General features: G+C 61.9%; 20 protein-coding genes. 14 read left to right on the top strand and 6 right to left on the bottom strand.

Annotated elements, in window-relative coordinates:
• Positions 1 to 21: 21 nt before the first annotated feature.
• The 5 genes from FHW37_RS05395 (at position 22) to FHW37_RS05375 (ending at position 5,516) form a co-directional block, all read left to right on the top strand.
• Positions 22 to 945: a 2-hydroxyacid dehydrogenase gene (locus tag FHW37_RS05395; RefSeq protein ID WP_145633507.1), complete on the top strand. Its 924-nt coding sequence runs from the start codon at positions 22 to 24 to the stop codon at positions 943 to 945.
• A 53-nt stretch (positions 946 to 998) separates the two neighbouring features.
• Positions 999 to 1,355, top strand: a complete 357-nt coding sequence (locus FHW37_RS05390) for a cupin domain-containing protein (RefSeq protein WP_145633505.1) — start codon at positions 999 to 1,001, stop codon at positions 1,353 to 1,355.
• Positions 1,356 to 1,515: 160 nt separating this feature from the next.
• Positions 1,516 to 2,979 (top strand): aldehyde dehydrogenase family protein, encoded by a 1,464-nt coding sequence (locus tag FHW37_RS05385; RefSeq protein WP_145633502.1) that lies wholly within the window; start codon positions 1,516 to 1,518, stop codon positions 2,977 to 2,979.
• Positions 2,980 to 2,993: 14 nt separating this feature from the next.
• Complete coding sequence (locus FHW37_RS05380; protein WP_145633499.1) at positions 2,994 to 4,034, top strand: tartrate dehydrogenase; 1,041 nt, start codon at positions 2,994 to 2,996, stop codon at positions 4,032 to 4,034.
• 24 nt (positions 4,035 to 4,058) lie between these two features.
• Entirely contained in the window at positions 4,059 to 5,516 is a 1,458-nt protein-coding gene (locus tag FHW37_RS05375) for an NAD-dependent succinate-semialdehyde dehydrogenase (protein ID WP_145633496.1), read from the top strand.
• A gap of 88 nt (positions 5,517 to 5,604) precedes the next feature.
• Here the strand turns inward: FHW37_RS05375 and FHW37_RS05370 are convergent, their stop codons facing one another.
• Together FHW37_RS05370 and FHW37_RS05365 are read right to left on the bottom strand one after the other, a co-directional pair.
• Positions 5,605 to 6,879 carry an NAD(P)/FAD-dependent oxidoreductase gene (locus FHW37_RS05370; RefSeq protein WP_145633494.1) on the bottom strand — a complete coding sequence of 425 codons (1,275 nt, stop codon included), beginning with the start codon at positions 6,877 to 6,879 and terminating at the stop codon, positions 5,605 to 5,607.
• Positions 6,880 to 6,896: 17 nt separating this feature from the next.
• The gene (locus FHW37_RS05365; protein WP_145633491.1) at positions 6,897 to 7,565 is read right to left on the bottom strand and encodes a haloacid dehalogenase type II; all 669 of its coding nucleotides are present in this window, start codon (positions 7,563 to 7,565) and stop codon (positions 6,897 to 6,899) included.
• A 324-nt stretch (positions 7,566 to 7,889) separates the two neighbouring features.
• Between FHW37_RS05365 and FHW37_RS05360 the strand changes: the two genes are divergently transcribed.
• The 7 genes from FHW37_RS05360 (at position 7,890) to FHW37_RS05330 (ending at position 16,332) form a co-directional block, all read left to right on the top strand.
• A complete protein-coding gene (locus FHW37_RS05360; protein WP_145633488.1) occupies positions 7,890 to 8,726 on the top strand; it encodes a GNAT family N-acetyltransferase in 837 nt (278 codons plus the stop codon).
• A gap of 13 nt (positions 8,727 to 8,739) precedes the next feature.
• On the top strand, positions 8,740 to 10,116 hold the full coding sequence (locus tag FHW37_RS05355; RefSeq protein ID WP_145633485.1) for an aspartate aminotransferase family protein: 1,377 nt from the start codon (positions 8,740 to 8,742) through the stop codon (positions 10,114 to 10,116).
• Positions 10,117 to 10,356: 240 nt separating this feature from the next.
• Complete coding sequence (locus tag FHW37_RS05350) at positions 10,357 to 11,073, top strand: HAD-IA family hydrolase (RefSeq protein WP_145633482.1); 717 nt, start codon at positions 10,357 to 10,359, stop codon at positions 11,071 to 11,073.
• Between the two features lie 78 nt (positions 11,074 to 11,151).
• Complete coding sequence (locus tag FHW37_RS05345; RefSeq protein WP_145633479.1) at positions 11,152 to 12,759, top strand: ABC transporter substrate-binding protein; 1,608 nt, start codon at positions 11,152 to 11,154, stop codon at positions 12,757 to 12,759.
• A 121-nt stretch (positions 12,760 to 12,880) separates the two neighbouring features.
• Positions 12,881 to 13,831 carry an ABC transporter permease gene (locus FHW37_RS05340; RefSeq protein ID WP_145633476.1) on the top strand — a complete coding sequence of 317 codons (951 nt, stop codon included), beginning with the start codon at positions 12,881 to 12,883 and terminating at the stop codon, positions 13,829 to 13,831.
• Positions 13,828 to 14,676: an ABC transporter permease gene (locus FHW37_RS05335; RefSeq protein ID WP_432442828.1), complete on the top strand. Its 849-nt coding sequence runs from the start codon at positions 13,828 to 13,830 to the stop codon at positions 14,674 to 14,676. Before FHW37_RS05340 ends, FHW37_RS05335 begins: the two co-directional genes overlap by 4 nt.
• Positions 14,677 to 16,332, top strand: a complete 1,656-nt coding sequence (locus FHW37_RS05330; protein WP_145633469.1) for an ABC transporter ATP-binding protein — start codon at positions 14,677 to 14,679, stop codon at positions 16,330 to 16,332. It abuts the gene before it with no gap.
• Between the two features lie 42 nt (positions 16,333 to 16,374).
• Here the strand turns inward: FHW37_RS05330 and FHW37_RS05325 are convergent, their stop codons facing one another.
• Positions 16,375 to 16,851 (bottom strand): Lrp/AsnC family transcriptional regulator, encoded by a 477-nt coding sequence (locus FHW37_RS05325; RefSeq protein WP_105372329.1) that lies wholly within the window; start codon positions 16,849 to 16,851, stop codon positions 16,375 to 16,377.
• 246 nt (positions 16,852 to 17,097) lie between these two features.
• Here FHW37_RS05325 and FHW37_RS05320 point away from each other — a divergent pair, with 246 nt between their 5' ends.
• Positions 17,098 to 18,423 (top strand): NAD(P)/FAD-dependent oxidoreductase, encoded by a 1,326-nt coding sequence (locus tag FHW37_RS05320; RefSeq protein WP_145633466.1) that lies wholly within the window; start codon positions 17,098 to 17,100, stop codon positions 18,421 to 18,423.
• 59 nt (positions 18,424 to 18,482) lie between these two features.
• The gene (locus FHW37_RS05315; RefSeq protein ID WP_145633463.1) at positions 18,483 to 19,388 is read left to right on the top strand and encodes a LysR family transcriptional regulator; all 906 of its coding nucleotides are present in this window, start codon (positions 18,483 to 18,485) and stop codon (positions 19,386 to 19,388) included.
• A 9-nt stretch (positions 19,389 to 19,397) separates the two neighbouring features.
• Here FHW37_RS05315 and FHW37_RS05310 read toward each other — a convergent pair whose 3' ends face one another.
• The 3 genes from FHW37_RS05310 to FHW37_RS05300 are packed head-to-tail and all read right to left on the bottom strand — an operon-like array spanning position 19,398 to position 23,070.
• A complete protein-coding gene (locus FHW37_RS05310; protein ID WP_145633460.1) occupies positions 19,398 to 20,765 on the bottom strand; it encodes an NAD(P)/FAD-dependent oxidoreductase in 1,368 nt (455 codons plus the stop codon).
• A complete protein-coding gene (locus tag FHW37_RS05305) occupies positions 20,762 to 21,085 on the bottom strand; it encodes a (2Fe-2S)-binding protein (RefSeq protein WP_145633457.1) in 324 nt (107 codons plus the stop codon). The genes FHW37_RS05310 and FHW37_RS05305 overlap by 4 nt, the downstream gene beginning before the upstream one ends.
• The gene (locus FHW37_RS05300; protein ID WP_145633453.1) at positions 21,082 to 23,070 is read right to left on the bottom strand and encodes a hydantoinase B/oxoprolinase family protein; all 1,989 of its coding nucleotides are present in this window, start codon (positions 23,068 to 23,070) and stop codon (positions 21,082 to 21,084) included. Before FHW37_RS05300 ends, FHW37_RS05305 begins: the two co-directional genes overlap by 4 nt.
• Positions 23,071 to 23,076: the final 6 nt, after the last annotated feature.

Below are 23,076 nucleotides of genomic sequence, written 5' to 3'. Positions count from 1 at the left end.
AGCGAGAAACTTAAGCCAGCCATGACATTTCTCTTCAACTCCGATGCCGCCCGCGGCCAGGTCTTTCGCGATATCCTGGCCCGTGAACTGCCCGACCTGCCTTTTTCCATGGATGCGGCGAGCGTCGATCCGGATGCGGTCCGCTACATCATCACCTGGACGGTACCACCGGACCTGTCGCGTTATCGCAATCTCGAAGTGGTGTTTTCGATCGGCGCCGGCGTCGACCAGTTTCAGGCGGCTAAGATCCCGGATCACCTTAAGATCGTCCGGATGATCGAAGACGGCATCATCCGCATGATGCAGGAATATGTCACGCTTGCAGTGCTTGCCCTGCACCGCAACTGGCCGACCTATATCCTGCAGAAGCAGTCGGAATTCTGGAATTCCCTGCCGCCGGTACAGGCCGCCGATCGCCGTATCGGCATATTGGGCCTCGGCAGCCTCGCTCAGGCTTCCTTCGACCGGCTGAAGCCTTTTGGCTTTCCGCTTTCGGGCTGGAGCCGCTCGCCGCGCGAGATAGAGGGCGTGCGCTGTTTCCACGGCGAGTCCGGCCTCAGGACGATGCTTTCTGAGACAGACATCCTGATATGTCTCCTGCCGCTGACCGACGATACCCGCGGCTTCCTCAATGCCGATATTTTTCGCCAGCTGCCTCAGGGAGCGTCTCTCGTACAGGTCGGGCGCGGGCAGCATCTGGACTACGAGGCGCTTCTTTCGGCCCTCGATAGCGGCCATCTCTCGGGCGCGGTGATCGACGTAACCGATCCGCAGCCTCTGCCCGCCGGCCATCCGCTGTGGAAGCATGAGCGGATCATCATCACGCCCTATACCGCCAGCGTCACCCAGCCCCAGACGGCGGCTGTCGCGGTTGCCAACAATATCAAGCGGCTGCGTGCCGGGATCGACCCCATCGGCTTGGTCGATCGCCAGCGCGGCTACTGAGGCCTCTGTACCAACACCCACGAAACCGAACTCAAAGTCCAAAAGGAACAGCCATGTCGCTTCTCAAAACCATAGAGACCAATCCTTCATTTGCACCGCGCGAAGACAAGCCGACGGCAGAGCGGCTGATTTCCGGCAATCCGGAATTCAAGACCTGGGCGCAGGACGCATCCCATGGAGAACTTGTCCGCACCGGCGTATGGGAAGCCACGCCGGGCCTGACACATTCGATCAAGGGCGAAACCTTCGAATTCTGCCACATCATTTCAGGCGTCGTTGAGATCACGCCGAAGGATGGCGAACCGGTCATCTACAAGGCAGGCGACAGCTTTGTCATGAAGCCCGGCTTTGTCGGCGTCTGGAAGACGATCGAGACCGTCCGCAAGATCTATATCGTCGTCACGCCTTAAGACGTAAACCTGTGGCGCAGCGACACCGTGTCCACCGCGCCGCAGAATACACCGTGAACCGGTGCCAAAACGGATGATTGCGCCGTTGCCATTTCTTCTACCGGATCAAGCCATGCGGCTGATCCGGTAGGATTATCGCCAAGTGACCGGAGGTGAGCCGATGAGCCTGAGTTTCGATCCTGACAGTCTGGCCTTGCCGATGGGGCACTTCATTGGCGATCGACTGGTCGCGGCCGAAGGCGTTATCGCCATGCACCGCCCTTCGGACGGCAAGGCCTATGCCGATTGTCCGGTCGCCAGCGCAGATCTTGTCGATCAGGCGGTGCAGACGGCGAAAAAGGCCCTGAAGGACAGCAACTGGGGCGGTATCCGCCCGCGCGAGCGTCTGAAGGCGCTGCATCGCTGGGCGGACCTTATCGAACAGAACGCCGTGGAACTGGCAAAGCTCGAAGCCCTTTCCTCGACCCGCCCGGTCGGCCATCTGGTCGATGGCGATATCGGCATTTCGGCCGAGCAGATCCGTTTCTTCGCCGAATTCGCCGACAAGGAAGGCAGCGACCTCGTGCCGACGGATGACGGCAATCTCGGCATGATCATGACCGAACCCTATGGCGTCGTCGGCGCGATCACGCCCTGGAATTTCCCGATCAACATGGCGGCATGGAAGCTCGGCCCCGCTCTTGCCGCCGGCAATGCGGTCGTACTGAAACCATCCGAAATGACGCCGTTCTCAACCATCCGGCTGGCGGAGCTTGCGGTACAGGCAGGCATCCCGGCGGGTCTGATCAATATCGTGCTCGGCGATGGCATGACCACCGGCAATGCGATCACCGGCCATCCCGATATCGCCAAGGTCAGCTTTACCGGCTCCACCCGTGCCGGCTCGGCAATCATGGAAAACATCGCCCGCACCGGCGTCAAGCCGATGACGCTGGAACTCGGCGGCAAGAGCCCGCAGATCGTCTTTGCCGATGCGGATATTGAAAAGGCGGCGGCGGCGGTGACGGCGAGCATTACCAGCAATGCTGGCCAGGCCTGTGTCGCCGGCTCGCGTCTGATCGTCGAGAAGAGCATCGCCCCGGCGCTGATCGACGCGATCCGCAGGAAAATGGCAACCATCGTCCCCGGTCCGACCTGGGATTCGGCGAGCCAGTATTCGCCGATCATTTCGGAAAAGCAGCGCCAGCGTATCGACGACATTATCGCGGCCTCCGTTTCCGCGGGTGCGGAATGCCTCACCGGTGGCCGTTCCATCGAAATGCCGGGATATTTTTATGCGCCGACGCTTGTGGCCGGCATCGACCAGAACTCTCCCGCCGTCGTCGAGGAAATTTTCGGCCCCGTGCTGACGCTGCAGACCTTCGAGGGTGAAGAAGAGGCCATGAGCCTTGCCGACCACCCGAGCTACGGACTGGCCGCGGGTCTCTTCACCAGCGATCTTTCGCGCGCCATCCGCCTTACCCGCCAGCTGCAGGCCGGCACAATCTGGGTCAACCGCTATGGCCGCTCGCGCGACCATATCCTGCCGACCGGCGGCTACAAGCAGTCCGGCATCGGCAAGGATCTCGGCCGGGAAGCCTTCCAGGCCAATCGCAAGAGCAAGAGCGTCCTGATCAGCCTCTGAGGAATTTGAAGAACATGACAACACACAAGATTGCCCTGATCCCCGGCGACGGCATTGGCCGCGACATGGTGGCCGCTGCATGGTCCGTGCTGCAAAAGGCGGCCGGCGCCCATGGTTTTGGCCTTGAAGGCACCGATTTCCCCTGGTCCTGCGCCTTCTACAAGGAGACCGGCGCGATGATGCCGGCGGATGGCATCGAGACGCTGCGCAGTTTTGACGCCATCCTGCTTGGCGCGGTCGGCTGGCCTGCGGAAGTGCCGGATTCGGTCTCGCTGCATGGCCTGCTCCTGCCGATCCGCAAGAGTTTTGTGCAATATGCCAATATCCGCCCGCACCGGCTGCTTGCCGGCGTCGAAGGCCCGCTGAAGGCGACCGCTTTCGACATTCTCTGCATCCGCGAAAACACCGAGGGTGAATATTCGGGCGCCGGCGGCCGTATCCATCAGGGTACGGACGACGAGGTGGCAGTCGAAACCTCGATCTTCACCCGCAAGGGTGTCGAGCGCATCCTGCGCTTCGCTTTTGAACAGGCCCGCGCGCGGCGCAAGAAGCTTGCTTCGGTCACCAAGTCCAATGCCCAGAAATATTCGATGGTGTTCTGGGACGACGTCACGAAACAGCTTTCGGCCGAATATCCGGATGTCGAGGTGACGAGCTACCATATCGATGCCATGGCGGCGCGGATGGTGATGGCGCCCGAAACGCTCGATGTCGTGGTCGCCTCCAACCTGTTCGGCGATATCCTGACCGATCTTGGTGCTGCCATCCAGGGCGGCCTCGGCTTTGCGGCCTCGGCCAATATCAACCCGGAGCGCAATGCGCCGTCCATGTTCGAGCCGGTACATGGCTCGGCGCCCGACATTGCCCATCTCGGCATCGCCAACCCGATCGCCACCGTCTGGTCGGGCGCGATGATGCTCGACCATCTCGGCGAAAAGGCTGCCGCTGCCGCCGTCATGAAGGCGATCGAGGCCGTGACCGCAAGCGGCATCGGCACCGTTCCCGGCAAGGACAAGACGGACGCCATTACCGCAGCCCTGCTCGCTGCGCTCTAACCATCAGATCGAAGGATCCGACACATGCTGAATTTGAAGCTCCCTTCCCTGTTTCGCCAGCAGGGCCTGATCGGCGGAAGCTGGATCGCTGCCGGCTCGGGCAAGACGGTCGATGTCCTCGATCCGGCAAGCCAGGCGGTGATCGGCACCGTTCCGGACATGGGTGGCGACGAGACGCGCGCGGCAATCGAAGCCGCGAACAAGGCCTATCCGGCATGGAGGAAAAAGACCCATGCCGAGCGCGCCGCGCTGCTCGAAACCTGGTACGCCCTGATGCACGAGCATCTGGAAGACCTGGCGCTGATACTGACGACCGAACAGGGCAAGCCGCTGGATGAGGCGCGCGGCGAAATCCGCTATGGCGCCTCCTTCGTCAAATGGTTTGCAGAAGAGGCACGCCGCATCGGCGGCTCAACCATTCCCTCGCCGACGCCGGATCGCCGCATCGTCGTATTAAAGGAGCCGGTCGGTGTCTGCGGCATCATCACGCCCTGGAATTTCCCGAACGCGATGATCACCCGCAAGATCGCCCCGGCACTCGCGGCGGGCTGCACGGTCGTGGTCAAGCCTTCGGAATTCACGCCCTATTCGGCGCTGGCGCTCGGCGTTCTGGCCGAAATGGCCGGCATTCCGGCTGGCGTCGTCAACATCGTCACGGGCATGCCGAAGGAAATCGGCAATGAGATCATGGCCAATACGACGGTGCGAAAGATCTCCTTCACCGGCTCGACGCCGGTCGGCTCCCTGCTGATGCGGGGTGCTGCCGATAGCATCAAGCGGCTGTCGCTGGAACTCGGCGGCAACGCGCCCTTCATCGTCTTCGATGACGCGGATCTCGATCTGGCCGTCGAAGGTGCGATCATCTCGAAATTCCGCAATGGCGGCCAGACCTGCGTCTGCGCCAACCGCATTCTGGTCCAGGCCGGCATTTATGACCGGTTTGCCGAGAAGCTGACGGAGCGCGTCGATGCGATGAAGGTCGGCCCCGGCACGGAGGCGGGCGTGTCGATCGGGCCGATGATCAACAGTGCGGCAATCGCCAAGATCAACCGCCATGTCGAAGACGCACTTGCCAAAGGCGCCAAGGTCGTGACCGCCAAGCCGAACCTGCCGGCGGGCAGCCAGTACACGGCCCCGGTCGTCCTGACTGGCGCCACGACCGACATGCAGCTTGCCAGCGAAGAGACGTTTGGTCCGGTCGCGCCGCTCTTCCGTTTCGAAACCGAAGAAGAGGCCATTGCAATCGCCAACGGCACGCCGTTCGGTCTCGCCGCCTATTTCTACACGGAAAGCCTCAAGCGCGCCTGGCGGGTGGGCGAGGCACTGGAATTCGGCATGGTCGGCCTGAATACCGGCCTGATCTCGACCGAGGTCGCCCCCTTCGGCGGCGTCAAGCAATCCGGCCTCGGCCGCGAAGGCTCGCAGCTCGGGATCGACGAGTACCTGGAAGTGAAGACATTCCATATGGGCGGGCTCAACTGAGCCGCCCTACTTCTATCGACAGCACGAAAAAAGGTGGGCCGCAATCGCAGCCCACCTTTTTCATTTCCACCGATGGTGATCGTTCCGCTTACTGGATCTTGTCCAGCATCTTGTAATACATGCCGACGAAAGGCAGGAACCACGGCTTGCCGAAATGACCCGGTACGGCCGGCCATTCCAGCCCCTTGACCGGATTTCTGTCCGGCCGGCCGAGGATTGCATCGGCGATCGTCATGCCGAGATGGGTGGACAGTTGCGCGCCGTGACCGGAATAGCCCATCGCGTACCATAAGCCATCGTGGAAACCGGCGCGAGGATAACGGTCCTTGGTGATATCCACCAATCCCCCCCAGCAATAGTCGATTTCGACATGGGCAAGCTGCGGGAAGATGCGGGTCAGGCTTTCGCGCAGGATGGCGCCGCTCTTTGCGTCGGAACGCTGGTCCGATGTTGCGGAAAAACGCGCCCGGCCACCGAAGATCAGCCGGTTATCCGGCGAGAGACGCCAATAATTGCCGATATTCATGCTGTTCACGCATGTCCGGTTGCCCGGCATCGTCGCGGCGATCTCCTGGTCGGTCAGCGGTCGCGTGGCGATGATGAAACTGCCGACGGCCATGATACGCCGGCGGAAATAGCCGAAATTCGGCGGCGTATAGGCACCGCTCGCCATCAGCACGTTATCGGCGGTCACGGTTCCCTTGGCCGTCTTGAGCAGGCTTCGGCCACCCGATTTCGAAATATCGGTGACGGTCGCCCTCTCGACGATGATGGCACCGCGCCGTTTTGCAGCTTCCGCGAGGCCGACGACGTAACGCCCCATATGCATCATGGCGCTCTTCTTCGACAGCATGGCGCCATGGAAAGGCGAGCCGATCTCGCCCCTCAGATCACCGGGCGACAGCAAGGCCGTATCCGGATCGACTTCCGCATGAACAGCCTCGAAATTCTTCGCAAGTCCTTCGAAATGCTGGGGCTTTGAGGCGAGCTTCAGCTTGCCGGCGCGGCGGAAATTGCAGTCTATACCTTCCTCGGCGATGATCGCTTCCAGCGTGTCGATGGAAGCGTCCAGCGCCTTGTAGAGGGCGATCGCCCGCTCCTTGCCGAGCTCCTGCTTGGCCGAGAGGTAGCTGTGGGCGAGGCCGTTGTTCAGATGACCGCCGTTGCGGCCGGAGGCGCCGTAACCGACGGTTTCCGCCTCCAGCACGATGACCTTGGCGCCGGCCATGGCGAGCTGCCTTGCCGCGCCAAGCCCGGTAAAGCCGCCGCCGACAACGGCAACGTCGTAATGACCTTCGATCGCGCCTTCGACGGCGCCCGTAAACCGGGGCGCCGTATCATGCCAGTAGGAGACGTATTTCATCGGCTCTCGCCTTTCCGTTAGAGACCGACGACGCCCGGCAGGCCGGAAATGTCGGCGATTTCCGTATAACCATAGAAGGGATTGGCCGGCTCGTGACCGCGATTGACCCAGACCTTGTTCTTGATGCCGAGATCATGCGCCGACATCAGATCGTAGCGGAATGACGAGGAGCAATGCAGGATATCTTCCGGGCCGCAGCCGAGCATATCGAACATGTATTCGAAAGCCTGGAAGCGCGGCTTGTAGGCATTGGCCTGCTGGGCGGTGTAGACGGCGTGGAAAGGCGCACCGAGCTTGGCGACGTTGGACGGGATTTGGTCGTCCATCGCGTTCGACAGGATGACGAGCGGGATTTCCTTGGCGACCTTGGCAAGACCTGCCGGAACGTCGGCATGCGGACCCCAGGTCGGAACGCGCTCATAGACCATCCTGGCGTCCTCGTCCTTGAAGGACACGCCGTTTGCCTTGCAGCTGCGCTCCAGCGAATTGTAGACGACATCAGCATAGGGCTTCCAGTCACCCATGATCTCGTCCAGGCGGTAGGCGGCAAAGTTCCTGATGAACTTCTGCATGGCCGGCTCTGCGAGACGCTCACCGTAAAGATCGCGGGCAGCTTCAGCCATCTGGAAGTTGATGAGCGTGCCGTGGCAGTCGAAGGTGATGTATTTCGGGCGGAATGTCGTCATGCGCTTCGTCCTTGCGTGATGGCCCATCGAGCCTTTCGGTGATGACACGATCATAAGGCCGCTTCCGGCATCATCGCCGACTGATTTGCCGGAATCCGAAGCAGAAAGTTTCGTATCACGGCGCCCGTTTGGCATTTGTTTGCGGATCCGGCCGTTTCGGATGGCTGTCGGAGGGGTATTTTCCGACCGTGCCGGCGATCCCACGGCATAAGATGCGGTCCCGCCCCGCTGCTTTGGCGAAAGATACCGTCGCCGGCACCGCCTTCGGATAATCGTCCGGCCTTTTCGCCTCGACACTTGAAGCCGAAACGGAGACCATCTTCCATGCAGGCCGGCGAGATCGAAACCAGAGCGTTTGGAGCGGAGCACCTCGATGGCGCAGTCCATCTGTCGCGCGAAGCCGGCTGGCCGCACCGGGCCGAGGACTGGCAGGTCGCCCGGCATCTGAGCCAGGGCGTCGTCGCCGTGGACGACACGGGCAAGGTCGTCGGCACGGCCTTGATGACCCCTTATGGAAAAGACTGCGCCACGATCAACATGGTCATCGTCGATGCCAGCCTGCGCGGCCGTGGCGTTGGACGCCGGCTCATGGACGAGGCACTGAGCCTCGGCGGCGAGCGGCCTCTCCGACTGATCGCGACCGCCGATGGCCTGCCGCTCTATGAAAAGCTCGGATTTCGCGAGATCGGTCGGGTATTTCAACATCAGGGGACCGTGGGCGCGCTTGCGGCACCAGCCCGGACCGAGGCGGCAACAGCAGCCGATCTGTCCGAGATAACTACCATGGACCAGAATGCCTTCGGAGCCGACCGCTCCTCGCTGATGGCAAAGCTTGCCGAGATCGGCGAATTCGCCGTCATTCGCCGCGACGGCAGGATCGCGGGCTTCGCCTGTATCCGCAACTTCGGTCGCGGCGAGGTCGTCGGACCCGTCGTTGCAACTTCTCTCGATGATGCCAAAGCCCTCGTCGCGCATTTCATGAGCAGCAGGGTGGGCGCCTTTCTCAGGCTCGATACCGGTAATGCCGAGCTTGGCGCCTGGCTTTCCGAACACTCGCTTGCACATGTCGGCGGCGGCGTCGCCATGGCGCGCCCGGCCACTGCGGCCCCGACGATCTCGACCTTCACCACTTTCGCACTGGCCAACCAGGCCCTCGGCTGATCCGGAGAATATCATGCTCAGCAATTCGCTCATCGAACTCGATCGCGCCCATCTGGTTCATCCCGTCTCGTCGTTTCACGGCCATGAACAGCAGGGCGTGCGGGTTCTGACCTCTGCCAAGGGCGCGACCGTCACCGACGCGCAGGGGCGCCAGCTGGTCGACGGTTTTGCCGGTCTCTGGTGCGTCAATGCCGGTTACGGCCACGATTCGATCGTCGAGGCGGCCGCCCGCCAGATGCGCGAGCTTCCCTACGCCACCGCCTATTTCGGGATGGGGTCTGAATCGGCGATCCGGCTCGCGGCAGAACTTGCCGAACGCGCGCCGGGCGATCTCGACCATGTCTATTTCACGCTTGGCGGCTCGGATGCCGTCGACAGCACGGTCCGCTTCATCCGCTATTACTGGTTTGCCAAGAGCCAGCCGCAGCGTGACCAGTTCATCTCGGTCGAACAGGGTTATCACGGTTCGTCCACCGTCGGTGCCGGCCTGACCGCCCTGCCGAATTTCCATGCCGGTTTCGGCATTCCCTTCGACTGGCAGCACAAAATTCCGTCGCCCTACCCTTATCGCAACCCGGTCGGGCAGGATCCGCAGGCCATCATCAACGCCTCGCTGACCGCTCTGAAGGCGAAAATCGAAGAGGTCGGCGCCGATCGTGTCGCCGCTTTTTACATGGAGCCGATCCAGGGATCCGGCGGCGTCATCGTCCCGCCCAAGGGCTGGATGAAGGCCATCCGCAATCTCTGCAAGGAATACGGCATCCTGTTCGTGGCTGACGAAGTCATCACCGGCTTCGGCCGCACCGGGCCGCTGTTTGCCTGCACCGAAGACGAGGTCGTTCCGGATTTCATGACGACTGCCAAGGGCCTGACTTCGGGTTATGTGCCGATGGGCGCCGTGTTCATGGCTGACCATGTCTACCAGGTGATCGCCGATGGCGCCGGCGCTTCGGCGGTCGGCCACGGCTATACCTATTCGGCTCATCCGGTCAGCGCCGCCGTCGGCCTGGAAGTACTGAAACTCTACGAAGGCGGCCTGCTGGAAAACGGCATCAAAGCCGGGGCGCGGCTGATGGCCGGCCTCGAAAGCCTGAAGGATCACCCTCTTGTCGGCGAGGTGCGCGGTCGCGGCATGCTGGCGGCAGTCGAACTTGTGACCGACAAGATCGCGAAGACGCCGCTTCCCGCCGAATCCGTCCCAGCCCGCCGCGTCTTCGATCGGGCCTGGGATAATGGCCTGATCATCCGCGCCTTCGCCAATGGCATTCTCGGTTACGCGCCGCCGCTTTGCTGCACGGAAGCGGATATCGACGCGATCATCGAACGGACGAAAAAGACGCTCGATCAGACGCTCGAAGATCCGGATGTGCGCAAGGCCGTAAAAGGCTGAAGACCGGTATCGGTGCTGCCGGCTGAAATACCGTCAGCAGCCCGATTTCGGAATTTTGTGCCGGACTGCATGGCCGATTCGGCGAAAATCGTTCCGCTGAACTGTCAGTATTCCAGTTAACAAGACCTTGAAGCCCCGAAAATCCGGGATTTTCGACAGAAGAAGCCAAGGTCGGGAACAGCATATTCTTTCGCAGGCGGCCCGTAAGGCCATCCGGCGACATCAACTGGGGATATGGAATTGACGAAATCTCTAACCGAATTCAAGTACATGAGCTTTGACGTGGTCGGCACGCTGATCGATTTCGAAGGCGGTCTGACGACCTGCCTGCAGGCAATTGCCGCCGAGGCCAAGGTCACGATCGACAGTGAAGAGGCGCTTTCGCTCTATCGCGCCGCTCGTTATTCCGAAAATGCCGACCTCTTTCCCGACGATCTGGTGCGCGTCTACCTCGCAATCGCGCCAAAACTCGGCCTGCCGGTCGAAGAGGCTTATGGAATTCGCCTTAAGGAGTCCGCCAAGGCCTGGAAGGCGTTTCCCGACAGTGCGGCGGCCATGGCGGAGCTGGCGAAAAACTACCGCCTGATCGCCATGACGAACGCCCGTCGCTGGGCTTTCGAATATTTCTCCGAAGCGCTCGGCAATCCGTTTTATGCCGCTTTTACGGCCGATGATACCGGCACGGAAAAGCCCGACCCGGCCTTCTTCCATCAGGTGTTCGACTTCGTGGCCAAGGATGGCGGCGACAAGGCTGACATCCTGCATGTCGCCCAGAGCCAGTATCACGATATCGGCGTGTCGCGCGAACTCGGCATGACCAATTGCTGGATCGAGCGGCGTCATGCGCAGAAGGGCTATGGCGGCACGATCGAACCGGCGCAGTTCACCAAGCCCGATTACCATTTCACGTCCATGGCCGGTCTGGCCGAAGCTGTGAGGACCGCCCGCGGCAACTGATAGAATTCACGATCTTCAAAAGCATCGGGCCAAACCACGAAGATGGGTTGCCCGCCAACCAGCGAAAAGGGGAATGACATGAACGACAAGATCACCAACTGGACCGCGTCGGACGACGCCATGATCGAGAATGCCATTCGCCGGGGCGCCAGCCGCCGCGAACTGCTGACGATGATGCTGGCAGGCGGTGTCGCAGCCTCCATGGGCGGCCTCATCCTCGGCCGCGCTTCGAATGCGGTGGCTGCAACGCCGAAATCAGGTGGCGCGCTCAAGGCCGCCGGCTGGTCGTCTTCGACTGCCGACACGCTCGATCCGGCCAAGGCGTCGCTCTCGACCGACTACGTCCGTTGCTGCGCCCTCTACAACCGCCTGACCTTCCTCGATCAGGCTGGCACCGTGCAGATGGAACTCGCCGAAAGCGTCAAGAGCGGCGATGCCAAGGTCTGGACCGTCAAGCTGCGCTCCGGCGTCACTTTCCATGACGGCAAGACGCTGTCCTCCAAGGACGTCGTCTTCTCGCTGAAGCGCCATCTCGATCCGGCCGTCGGCTCCAAGGTCAATGCGATCGCCAAGCAGATCACCGACGTCAAGGATCTCGACGCCCTGACGGTCGAGATCACCCTTGCCAACCCGAATGCCGACCTTCCGACCATCCTGTCGCAACATCATTTCATGATCGTCCAGGACGGCACGACCGACTTTTCCAAGGGTATCGGCACCGGCGCCTTCAAGATGGAAACCTTCCAGCCGGGCGTGAAGTCGATCTTCACCAAGAACCCGAACTACTTCAAGGGCGGCGCTCACGTCGACTCGTTCGAGTTCTTCGCCATCAGCGACGACAATGCCCGCGTCAACGCCCTGCTCTCCGGTGACATTCATCTCGCCGCCTCGATCAAGCCGCGCTCGATGAAGCTCGTCGAAAGCCAACCGGGCTTTGCCCTGTCGCAGACCACGTCGGGCAACTATACCGACCTCAACATCCGCCTCGACCTCGCCCCAGGCGACAAGGCCGATTTCGTCGCCGGCATGAAATACCTCATCAATCGCCAGCAGATCCAGAAATCGGTCCTGCGCGGCCTTGCCGAAATCGCAAACGACCAGCCGGTATCGCCGGCCAGCGCCTATCACAATGCCGATCTGAAGCCGAAGGGCTACGATCCTGACAAGGCAAAGTTCCATTTCCAGAAGGCAGGCCTGATCGGCCAGTCGATCCCGATGATCACGTCGGAGGCTCCGACCTCGGCTGTGGAAATGGCAACCATCGTCCAGCAGTCCGGCTCCGAGATCGGCATGAAGTTCGACGTCCAGCGTGTACCGTCCGACGGCTACTGGTCGAACTACTGGCTGAAGGCGCCGGTTCACTTCGGCAACATCAACCCGCGTCCGACGCCGGACATCCTCTTCTCGCTCCTCTACGCCTCCAACGCGCCGTGGAACGAAAGCCAGTACAAGTCGGAAAAATTCGATAAGATGCTGGTCGAGGCGCGCGGCCTTCTCGACGAGAACAAGCGCAAGGAGATCTACAACCAGATGCAGGTGATGATTTCCGAGGAAGCCGGCACCGTCATCCCCGTCTATATCTCGAACGTGGATGCGATCTCGGCGAAACTGAAGGGGCTTGAAGCCAATCCGCTCGGCGGCATGATGGGTTACGCCTTCGCCGAATACGTCTGGCTCGACGCCTGAGGCTGATGCCTGGCGGCAGGGGACGTTTCCCTTGCCGCCAAGACTGCGCCTGACGACGCCAAACCGGTTCGTCCGGAAAAGGGCGCCGGCATTCTCGAACTTTTCAGGCAGGGAAACCCTATTGCGCAACTATGTCCTCGGACTCATCACCAACAGGCTCGGCAGCGCCGCCCTTACTCTGCTGATCGTCTCTTTCGCGGTCTTTTTTGCCACGGCCATGCTGCCGGGCGATACCGCAACGATCCTGCTCGGCCAGGCAGCGACACCGGAAGCCGTCGCCGGTCTCAGAGCCGCCATGCATCTGGATGAGCCCGCCTTTTTCCGTTTCGCACGCTGGCTGTTTGGCTTGCTTCAGGGCGATCTCGGCACTTCCTATGTCAACAATGTCCCGGTTGCTGAGCTGATCGGCGCGCGTTTCGTCAATACGATGCGCCTTGCCGGCATCGTCACCCTGTTTGCCGTCCCCCTCTCCCTGACGCTCGGCATCACCGCCGCCATGTTCCGCGGTTCGGTTTACGACCGCATCGTCACGGTTCTGACGATCGGCGTCATCTCGGTGCCGGAATTCATGATCGCGACCTCGGCCGTGCTGCTGTTTTCCGTTTATTTGAAATGGCTGCCGGCCCTCTCCTTCGCGAGCGACGTGACGTCCTTCTGGCAGGTGCTGAAGATCTACGCCATGCCGGTCATCACGCTGACTTTCGTCGTTTCTGCCCAGATGATCCGCATGACCCGAGCCGCCGTCATCGATACGATCAACACACCCTATGTCGAAGCCGCGATCCTCAAGGGTGCATCGCGCCGGCGCGCCGTGCTGGTTCATGCCCTTCCGAACGCGGTCGGGCCGATCGCCAATGCGATTGCGCTCTCGCTGTCCTATCTCGTCGGCGGCGTCATCATCGTCGAGACGATCTTCAACTATCCCGGCATTGCCAAGCTGATGGTCGATGGCGTTTCCACGCGCGACCTGCCGTTGATCCAGTCCTGTGCCATCATCTTCTGTATCGGCTATCTCGCCCTCATCACCTTTGCCGACATTGTTGCAATCCTGGCCAATCCGAGGGTGCGCTGACCATGACCACATCCACGACCATGTCCCGCAGCACAGGCTACCGGTTCAGCTGGATCGGAATGATCGGGTTTGCCATCATTCTCTTCTGGGCGATCATCGCTTTCCTTGCGCCGCATATCATCCCCTATCCGGTCGGCGAGATTGTCGATGAGGACTATTTCGGCCCGATGAGCAGCAAGCTCCTGCTCGGCTCCGACTATCTCGGCCGTGACATGCTTTCGCGCATCATCATGGGCGCCCGTTATACGGTTGGCATCTCACTTGCGGCCGTCTGCCTCGCCTGTTTTTCCGGCGCGGCACTCGGCATGGCGGCCGCCGTGATCGGCGGCTGGTTCGATACGGTTCTCAGCCGTTTCCTCGATGCGCTCAATTCCATTCCGAGCAAGCTTTCCGGCCTCGTGGTCGCGGCTGCGGTCGGATCGTCGCTGCCCGTGCTGATCATCATGCTGGGCGTGATCTATATTCCCGGCGCTTACCGTTTCGCCCGGTCGCTTGCCGTCAATGTCAACACGATGGACTACATCACCGTCGCCCGCACCCGCGGCGAGGGCATTCCCTACGTGGTCTTTTCGGAAATCCTGCCGAACATCATCGGCCCGCTTCTGGCCGATTTCGGTATCCGGTTCGTCTTCATCGTCCTGCTTCTCTCCGGTCTCTCCTTCCTCGGGCTCGGCGTGCAGCCGCCCTATGCGGACTGGGGCGCGCTGGTTCACGAAAATATCGGCGGCCTGCCTTTTGGCGCACCTGCCGTGATCGTTCCGTCGCTTGCGATTGCGAGCCTCACCATCAGCGTCAACCTGCTGATCGACAATCTGCCCAAGAAGATCAGAGATCGGAGCGCGTGAATGGCAAATCTCGTTGAAATCCGCGATCTCAAGGTCGAGGCGAAAACCGATTCAGGCCGCCGCATCGAGATCATCAAGGGGATCGATCTCGACATCGCGCCGGGCGAAATCGTCGCCCTGATCGGCGAAAGCGGATCGGGCAAGACGACGATCGCGCTGACGATCATGGGCTATGCCCGGCCCGGCTGCAGGATATCGGGCGGCAGCGTCACGGTCGCCGGCAAGGACATGGTGGCGCTCAGCGAACGCCAGCGCGCCAATGTCCGCGGCCTCGAAGTCTCCTATGTACCGCAATCGGCCGCCGCTGCCTTCAACCCGTCCAAGCGCATCATCGACCAGGTGATCGAGGTCACCCGCATCCACCAGCTGATGCCGCCGGCAGAAGCGCGCGAAAAGGCGGTCTCGCTGTTCAGGGCGCTGTCGCTGCCGGATCCGGACGGGATCGGCAACCGCTATCCGCATCAGGTTTCGGGCGGCCAGCTGCAACGTCTGGCAGCCGCGATGGCGCTGATCTCGGATCCGAAACTGGTCATTTTCGACGAGCCGACCACGGCGCTCGACGTCACGACCCAGATCGAAGTTTTGCGTGCCTTCAAGGCGGTGATGAAAAAGAGCGGCATTGCCGGCGTCTATGTGTCTCACGATCTGGCTGTCGTTGCCCAGATCGCCGATCGCATCGTCGTCCTGCGCGGCGGTGAGGTTCAGGAAGTCGCCGGGACAAACGAGATCCTGGCCGACGCCAAGCACCCCTATACCCGTGAGCTGCTTTCGGCCTTCGAGCCGAAGCCGCGCGGCGAAAGCATCGTTGCGGCGCTGGAGCGCAAGCCGCTCCTGCAGGTCAATGGCCTGATTGCCGGTTACGGCCCGGTTCAACCGGATGGCCTGCCGCTCGTCAAGGCGGTGCAGGAGGCGAGCCTTTCCCTGGAGCGCGGTCGCAATCTCGGCATCATCGGCGAATCCGGCTGCGGCAAGTCTACGCTTGCCCGCTCGATTGCCGGGATCCTGCCAGCCTCGGCCGGCCAGCTGACGCTCGACGGACGCGAACTTGCGCCTTCGGCCCGCCAGAGAAGCCGCGAACAGTTGCGCGAGCTGCAGATCGTTTTCCAGCACGCGGATACATCGCTCAATCCGGCAAAGTCGATCGAGGAAATTCTTGGTCGGCCGCTGAAATTCTATCACGGCATGAAGGGCAAAGCGCGCGATACGCGGATCGACGAACTCATGGATATGGTGCGTCTGCCGAAGGCGCTGCGCAGCCGCACGCCGGCCGAGCTCTCCGGCGGCCAGAAACAGCGTGTCAACTTCGCCCGCGCACTTGCCGCCGAACCGAAGCTGATCGTCTGCGACGAGATCACCTCCGCCCTCGACACCGTCGTCGCGGCCGCCGTGATCGATCTCCTGAAGGAAATGCAACGCGAGCTTTCTCTCTCCTACATTTTCATCAGCCATGATCTGTCCGTCGTGGAAGCAATCTGTGACGAGATCGTCGTGATGTATAACGGCCGCAAGGTCGAGGAGATCACGCCGGCAATTTCGAAAGTGCCGCAGCATCCCTATTCGAAACTGCTGTTTTCGTCTGTTCCGAAACTCGATCCCAGCTGGCTTGACCGGTTGGAACGCGATCCTGAGCTGGTCAAGACCTACGTACAGGGCTGAGGCAGCGCAGGCTGCCTCACGTTTCTGCGGGACAGGGAAACCTTAAACCAGGAACAGGCTGGTCAGCGGCATGTGAGCCTTGACGATCGGCGATTTCAGGACGACGAAGCTGAAATATTTGTCGATGCCGATATCCATGTCGGTCAGGCGCTCCATGATCGTCTGATATTCGCCGATGCCAGCGGTGACGAATTTGAGCATGTAGTCGTAACCGCCCGAAACCAGGTGGCACTCGATCACCTGATCGACCCGCTCCACCGCAGCGAGGAACCGCGCGAAATCGATCTGCCGATGGTTCTTCAGCGTGACCTCGGTAAAAACGGTGAGTGTCTGCCCCAGCTTGCCGATATTGATCTGGGCAGAATACCCCTCGATATAGCCTTCCTGCTGCAGCTTCTTGACCCGCATCAGGCAGGGGCTTGGCGACAGGTTGACCAGCTCGGCCAGCTCGACATTGGTAATGCGGCCGTTCTTCTGCAATTCGTAGAGGATCTTGATGTCGATACGATCGAGCTTCACGTCTGGACACCTCTCAAGCTATCCGGCAATCGCAGCATTTTATGCCGCTGATTTCCGGGATCAACTTTAACACTTTGGCTTCTCTTGTCTATTTCATTCTGCGAAAAGACCGTCAGCACAAAAAGCTGCATCCTCGGCCGCGCACAGAATCTTGTGCTGTCCGGCTGACATGTGCGGTCACCGACACGCGGACGGCGCCATTATGCTGACATATCGACCGACCTACGTTCGAGGAGATTGACCGCCATGCCAGCACCGCTCACGCTCGTGGAAACCGATGCCGGATTGCAGCGCTCCGCCGACGCGGTCGTCATCGGCGCGGGCATCGTCGGTGTCTTCACAGCCTATTATCTGGCCAAGCGCGGCCTGAAGGTGGCCCTGATCGAAAAAGGACGCGTCGGCGCAGAACAGTCAAGCCGCAACTGGGGCTGGTGCCGCCAGCAGAACCGCGACGCACGCGAACTGCCGATGGCGACGAAAAGCCTCGACCTGTGGGAAAGCTTCGCCGAGGAAAGCGGCGAGGATACCGGCTTTAGGCGTTGCGGCCTGCTCTATCTCAGCGACAGCGAGGAAGAACTGGCGGGCTGGGCACGCTGGCGGGATTTTGCCCGCACTGTCGGCGTCAGCACCCATATGCTCGACAGTTCAGAGGCCAGCGAACGCGGTAAGGCGACCCGCCGGATCTGGAAGGGCGGCGTCTTTTCGCCGACCGATGGAACCGCCGACCCAGCCAGTGCCGCCCCGGCCGTCGCGCGTGCCATCGTGAAACTCGGCGGAACCGTGCTGCAGAACTGCGCCGCACGCGGCATCGAGATGGAAGGCGGCAGGCTGTCGGCTGTCGTGACCGAGCACGGCACGATCAGGACCAAGATCGCCATCCTCTCGGGCGGCGCCTGGGCCTCCTCGTTCTGCCGCCAGCTTGGCATCCGTTTTCCGCAGGCGTCCACCCGTTCCTCAATTCTTTCCATCGGCCCCGGCGAAGGTGATCTGCCGGATGCGCTGCACACGGCCCGTGTTTCAGTGACACGACGCGGCGACGGCGGCCATACACTGGCCATCAGCGGCCGCGGCCGGGTTGATGTCACGGCCCAGAACATGCGTTTTGCGACGCAGTTTCTGCCGATGTTCATGCGCCGCTGGCGCAGCCTGTCTCCGGGCGGGCTCGAGGGCATCCGCAGCGGCCATGAAAGCCTTGCCCGCTGGCGGCTCGACCGCCCGACGCCGATGGAGCATATGCGCATCCTCGACCCTGCCGTCGATGCGAGCACGATCAAGCTGACCTATGACCGGGCCGTCGAGCTCTTGCCGGAAATCGGCAAGCGGCGCATCACGGCAAGCTGGGCCGGTTACATCGATTCCACCCCGGATGGCGTGCCGGCCATCGGCGAAGTGGCAAGCGTTCCAGGCTTTATCCTGGCTGCCGGTTTCAGCGGCCACGGCTTTGGCATCGGTCCGGGCGCCGGCCACCTGATCGCCGATATCGTCACCGCCAGCACTCCGATCGTCGATCCGGTGCCATATCACCCGAAGCGGTTCGAAAGCTCGTCATGGGGCAAGGTCGCCGACTTCTGAATCGCCACCTCGCGCGATAAGGTGTCAGCAACGCCGCTCACGCACTCAAGGGATTTCCAATGCAGGCACGCCAGCTCGAAGTCTTTTGCATGCTGATGCGAACCGGAACGGTGACGGGTGCTGCCGCGATGCTGAACATATCGCAGCCGGCGCTCAGCCAGATCCTTCTGCATGCCGAAGACCAGCTGGGTTTCAAGCTTTTCAACCGGGTGCGCGGCAAGCTGGTGCCGACGCGCGAAGCCGAAGAGCTTTATCCGGAATGCGAGCGGATCTTTTCCGAGCTCAGCGCCCTTCGCCGCCGCACGACGGACATGCGGTTCGGGCGCACCGGCCTGATCCGGGTCGCAGCCTCGGCGCCGCCGGCCATGTCGATCGTGCCGAAGGCGCTTTTTGCGTTTCGCGCCTCCCATCCGGACATCGTCGTCCGGTCGCTGATCGCACCGCTCGTCAATGTCGTTGACATGATCCGTGACGGCGATGCGCCGCTCGGCATCGTCATGAACAATTCCGCCCGGCCGGGGATCGATGTGGAAACTCTCGGCCATGCGGAACTCGTCTGCATCGTGCCCGAACATCACCGACTTGCGGAGCTGGAACAGATCGGTTTTGCCGACCTGCAGAACGAAATGCTGATATCCTACCGCGCCGGAACGCTTCCCGGCCGTTTGCTGGTCAGCGCCGCTGCTGCCGAAAAACAGATCTTCAATCCGGCGATCGAGATCGATATTTCCATCACCGCCCTGCCCTTCGTGCGGGACGGTTTTGGTGTCGCCATTGTCGACGGACTTTTGCCCTGGGAGCAGTTTCCGGGTCTCGTGCGGCGCCCGCTGCAGCAGAAGATTTCCGTGCCGATCGCCTTGCTGACCAGCCGCGACCGCCCTTTGACCGGAAGCCACCTTGCCATGCGTGACAACCTGCGCGAGGCTTGTGCCGCGGTTCTGAAAGCCGGCAATACGGCCAGCTAGGACTGCTGGTCAGGCGTCGCGAACCCAGTCGCCGATGGGCAGCGGCCTGACGGGCGCCTGTTCACGCAGCCGACCCGCATCGCAGGTCTTGATGACGGCTTTTTCGGCAATCAGTTCGGCGCCAGCGAGCTGGCAATAGCGCCCCTGACAGCGTCCCATGCCGACACGCGCCAGCGACTTGACCCGATTGGCTTCGGCACCGCCATAAACGACGCTTTCCCGCAGCTGACCGGCCGTCACGCCTTCGCAGCGACAGACGACGGTCTCGTCGGGAACGGCACGGACAATAGCACGCGGCCAGGGAAAGGCGCGGGCCATGGAACGGGCAAATCGCTCGAACCGGTCCAGCCGGCGCAGATCCGAGTGCGCATCGGGTGACGGCAGGCCCATATCCTGAAGGCAGGCGATTGCGGCGAGACGGCCGGCAACTTCCGCGCCATCGGCGCCGAGGATTCTCAAGCCATCGCCGGCCAGATAAAGCCTCTCACCCGCCCGCCCCATGCGATCGGTGCGAGGCAACCATTGCGACCAGCCTTCATCATAATCGAACATGCAGCCGGCTAGCCCCGCCAGCTGGGTTTCTGCGCGCAGGTGCCAGCCAAGGCCCACCATGTCGCAGGCCGTGACATGGCTTTTGCCACGCGCATCACGCCAATGCATGGCGACAGGGCCGCGTTCGTCGCTCTCGATCCGCTCCAGCGTCACGCCAGCATGGTAAAGCCGGCCGAGCTTTGCCCGCATCAGGAAACCCCTCAATACAAGACCTGGCCTTGCCAGCATGCCAGGCAATCCGCAGATCTGGCTATGCAAAGAAGACGTGTCGAGAATAGCGGCAATATTGGCGCCGGCCTTCAACAACTGGGTGGCGACCAGGGTGAGCAGCGGCCCGGAACCTGCAAGGACAATCTGGCCGCCAAGCGCTATACCTTGAGCCTTCAGGGCGATCTGTGTGGCGCCGAGGCTGTAGACACCCGGCGCCTGCCAGCCGGGAACGGGCGCGAGACGATCCATGGCACCGGTTGCGAGGATCAGCCGGTGATAGGTAAAGTCCTTGCGTCCGGCAGGTGTCAGCGCCTGCAGAAGGTTGCCCGCTGTCGAAAGCACGGAGCTTTGCGGGTGATAGTCGATCACTCCTGCCGCGACCATGCGGTCGAACAGCGAGTGCAGTGCGACGGCCTTATGGGCTTCCGAGCCGTAAAGCTGCTGCGGCGATCTCGTAAAGCCCTCCGGCGGTCGACGATAGATCTGGCCGCCGCCTTTCAGCCCTTCATCGATGACGACGGGTCTGATCCCGGCCTGAACCAGAATTTCCGCAGCCCGGATGCCGGCGGGACCGGCGCCGACGATCACCACCTTTTCGCCGCTCACCGCCGTCATGGCCAGATCTCCGGCGGAGCGGTTCGCAATTGCATTCCTTCGACAATCAGGGTCGAACAGGCTCGCAACCGCCTGCCGTCCTCCTGCCAGAGCCAGCAGTCCTGGCAGGCGCCCATCAGACAGAAGCCCGCCCGTTTTTCCGGACCGAATTCCGATTGCCGCACAGCATGTGCTGAAACGAGCACCGCAGTCAGCACCGTATCACCGGCAAGCGCCGCGCAGTCGACACCGTCCAGCCTGAACCGGACCTGCGGCCTGCCCGTTTCGGCAAGGCGTCTTATTCGCCCTGCAGATCGGGCAGGTTGCAATCCGGATGTCATTCCGCCGCCTCTTTCCGCTCGGTGACGAGTTCGGGCATGTCCTTGAAGCGTGCCCGAACATCCGCGAAGGCGGCGGCCACGCCGTCAGCCCCGACACGGCCCTTCATCCGGCGGAAAATCTCCGTCTTGGTGAAGAAGCGCCAGTGGATCGGAAGGCCCTGCAGGATTTCGGTCAGGAGGTCATAGGCCTCACGGGTCCATTGCGCTTCATATCCGTCGCGCTCGGGGCCGTAGTGGAAGTGCCTGCCCGACGCCACATGGGCCGCTCTCAGCCTTTCCGTTTCCGCCTCGTCAACGACACCATCGCGGATGACGACAGCGTAATCACGTTCGGCAGCCTCGGCCGAGACGTAACCGCGGGCGACATCCTGTGCCACACGCCAGACCTCTCGTTCGATCGGATCGCCACGGCCGCCACCGCCGGCGGACCGGATTTCCAGTACGTCACCGGGTTGCAGGATCGCAGTGTCGATATTGCCGAGCCGCTTGAAATCGTCTGTGCCGGGGTTCAGAACCATATCGGACAGGCCGGCGGCCTTGCCGCCCAGCGTGCCCCAGGGGCGGAAGAAGCTGCGATCACGGTTGCGGGCGGTGATGCGGCTTCCCGGCGAGAAGACTCGGAAGGCCATTTCGGTCGCAAGACCACCGCGCCAGCGGCCCGCGCCGCCGCTGTCCTTGGCGAGCCCGTATTTGACGAACTCGATCGGCACTTCCGTCTCAGTGATCTCGATCGGCGTGTTCTTCAGATAGGCTGCGTCGGCGCCGGAACCATTGGTGCCGTCCCGATAGGGCATGCCGCCGCCGCCGCCGACCACCGGATTGACTGCCGCGATGACCGTGCGGCCATTGCGTTCATCCGTCGTCATGACGTTGACGATGCAGTTATTGCCGGCCGGTGCGGCCGGCAGCTTGTCCGGCACAGCCTGATTGAAGGCCCCGAAGACGACGGAGCGAAGACGCGCGCAGGTGAGCGAGCGCATGCCGACGGCAGCGGGTGCAATCGGGTTGAGCACGCTGCCCTTCGGCGTGATGCAGGTGAACGGGCGCGTCAAGCCGGTATTGAGCAGGATTTTTGGATTGAGCGTGTAGAGAATGTAATAGACGCCGACCAGCAGCATCGTATGACGCGGGTCACCGCCCGAAGGCACGTTGAGCGAGGAACCAAGCTGCGGATCCGAGCCGGTGAAATCGAGGATCGCTTCGTCGCCGCGGATCGTCAGAGTCAACTTCAGCCGGCAGGGATTGGCCTCGACGGAATCCTCGTCGGCATAATCGACGAACTCCCAGGTGCCATCCGGCATGGAACGAAGAATATCGCGCGCCTGCGCCTCGGCATGGTCGAGCAGAACCTCGGTGCCTTGGAGAAAGGCCTCTTTTCCGAACTTTTCCACCATGGCGAGGATCTTTCGCTCGCCCGTGTTGAGCGCGCCGACCAGAGCCTTCATGTCGCCGATATTGAGATCGGGCTTGCGGACATTGGTCGTCATGATCTTCAAGATCTGCTCGTCGAAGCCCCCTTCATTGACCAGTTTCATCGGTGGGAAACGGATACCTTCCTGGTGGATCTCCGTCAGCGCCCGCGACAGCGAGGCGGGCACCGCGCCGCCCATGTCGGTATTGTGGATATGCCCGCCGGTCCAGGCGATGATCTCACCCTCGTAAAAGACCGGCTTCCAGAGATGCGTATCCGGCGCATGGGTGGCGACGAAACAGGAATAGGGATCGTTGGTGAAGGCGACATCGCCGGGCTTGTAATCGTCGATCATCTCGATCGCGCGGGTATAGGTGAGACCCGGATACCAGGTAGCGCCGAGCCCCATCGGCACGCCAAACGTCTCGCCCTTCCGGTTGATCAGCATGACGGTAAAGTCTTCCGTCTCCTTGACGAAGGCGGAATGGGCCGTGCGCTGCAGCGTATAGGCCATGTTTTCGGCGGCAGCGCGGGTGTGGTTGGCGAACACCTGAAGGTTCAAGGGATCGAACATGGGCTG

The sequence above is a fragment of the Neorhizobium alkalisoli genome (assembly GCF_007829835.1).
Taxonomy (GTDB): Bacteria; Pseudomonadota; Alphaproteobacteria; order Rhizobiales; family Rhizobiaceae; genus Neorhizobium.
The sequence above is the reverse complement of the archived record's forward strand: the minus strand, read 5'-3'. Positions and strand labels throughout refer to the sequence as shown.

Coding starts and splice junctions, on each gene's coding strand:
- FHW37_RS05395 (WP_145633507.1), top strand. CDS start 22: ATGACATTTCTCTTCAACTCCGATGCCGCCCGCGGCCAGGTCTTTCGC.
- FHW37_RS05390 (WP_145633505.1), top strand. CDS start 999: ATGTCGCTTCTCAAAACCATAGAGACCAATCCTTCATTTGCACCGCGC.
- FHW37_RS05385 (WP_145633502.1), top strand. CDS start 1,516: ATGAGCCTGAGTTTCGATCCTGACAGTCTGGCCTTGCCGATGGGGCAC.
- FHW37_RS05380 (WP_145633499.1), top strand. CDS start 2,994: ATGACAACACACAAGATTGCCCTGATCCCCGGCGACGGCATTGGCCGC.
- FHW37_RS05375 (WP_145633496.1), top strand. CDS start 4,059: ATGCTGAATTTGAAGCTCCCTTCCCTGTTTCGCCAGCAGGGCCTGATC.
- FHW37_RS05370 (WP_145633494.1), bottom strand. CDS start 6,879: ATGAAATACGTCTCCTACTGGCATGATACGGCGCCCCGGTTTACGGGC.
- FHW37_RS05365 (WP_145633491.1), bottom strand. CDS start 7,565: ATGACGACATTCCGCCCGAAATACATCACCTTCGACTGCCACGGCACG.
- FHW37_RS05360 (WP_145633488.1), top strand. CDS start 7,890: ATGCAGGCCGGCGAGATCGAAACCAGAGCGTTTGGAGCGGAGCACCTC.
- FHW37_RS05355 (WP_145633485.1), top strand. CDS start 8,740: ATGCTCAGCAATTCGCTCATCGAACTCGATCGCGCCCATCTGGTTCAT.
- FHW37_RS05345 (WP_145633479.1), top strand. CDS start 11,152: ATGAACGACAAGATCACCAACTGGACCGCGTCGGACGACGCCATGATC.
- FHW37_RS05330 (WP_145633469.1), top strand. CDS start 14,677: ATGGCAAATCTCGTTGAAATCCGCGATCTCAAGGTCGAGGCGAAAACC.
- FHW37_RS05320 (WP_145633466.1), top strand. CDS start 17,098: ATGCCAGCACCGCTCACGCTCGTGGAAACCGATGCCGGATTGCAGCGC.
- FHW37_RS05315 (WP_145633463.1), top strand. CDS start 18,483: ATGCAGGCACGCCAGCTCGAAGTCTTTTGCATGCTGATGCGAACCGGA.
- FHW37_RS05310 (WP_145633460.1), bottom strand. CDS start 20,765: ATGACGGCGGTGAGCGGCGAAAAGGTGGTGATCGTCGGCGCCGGTCCC.
- FHW37_RS05305 (WP_145633457.1), bottom strand. CDS start 21,085: ATGACATCCGGATTGCAACCTGCCCGATCTGCAGGGCGAATAAGACGC.
- FHW37_RS05300 (WP_145633453.1), bottom strand. CDS start 23,070: ATGTTCGATCCCTTGAACCTTCAGGTGTTCGCCAACCACACCCGCGCT.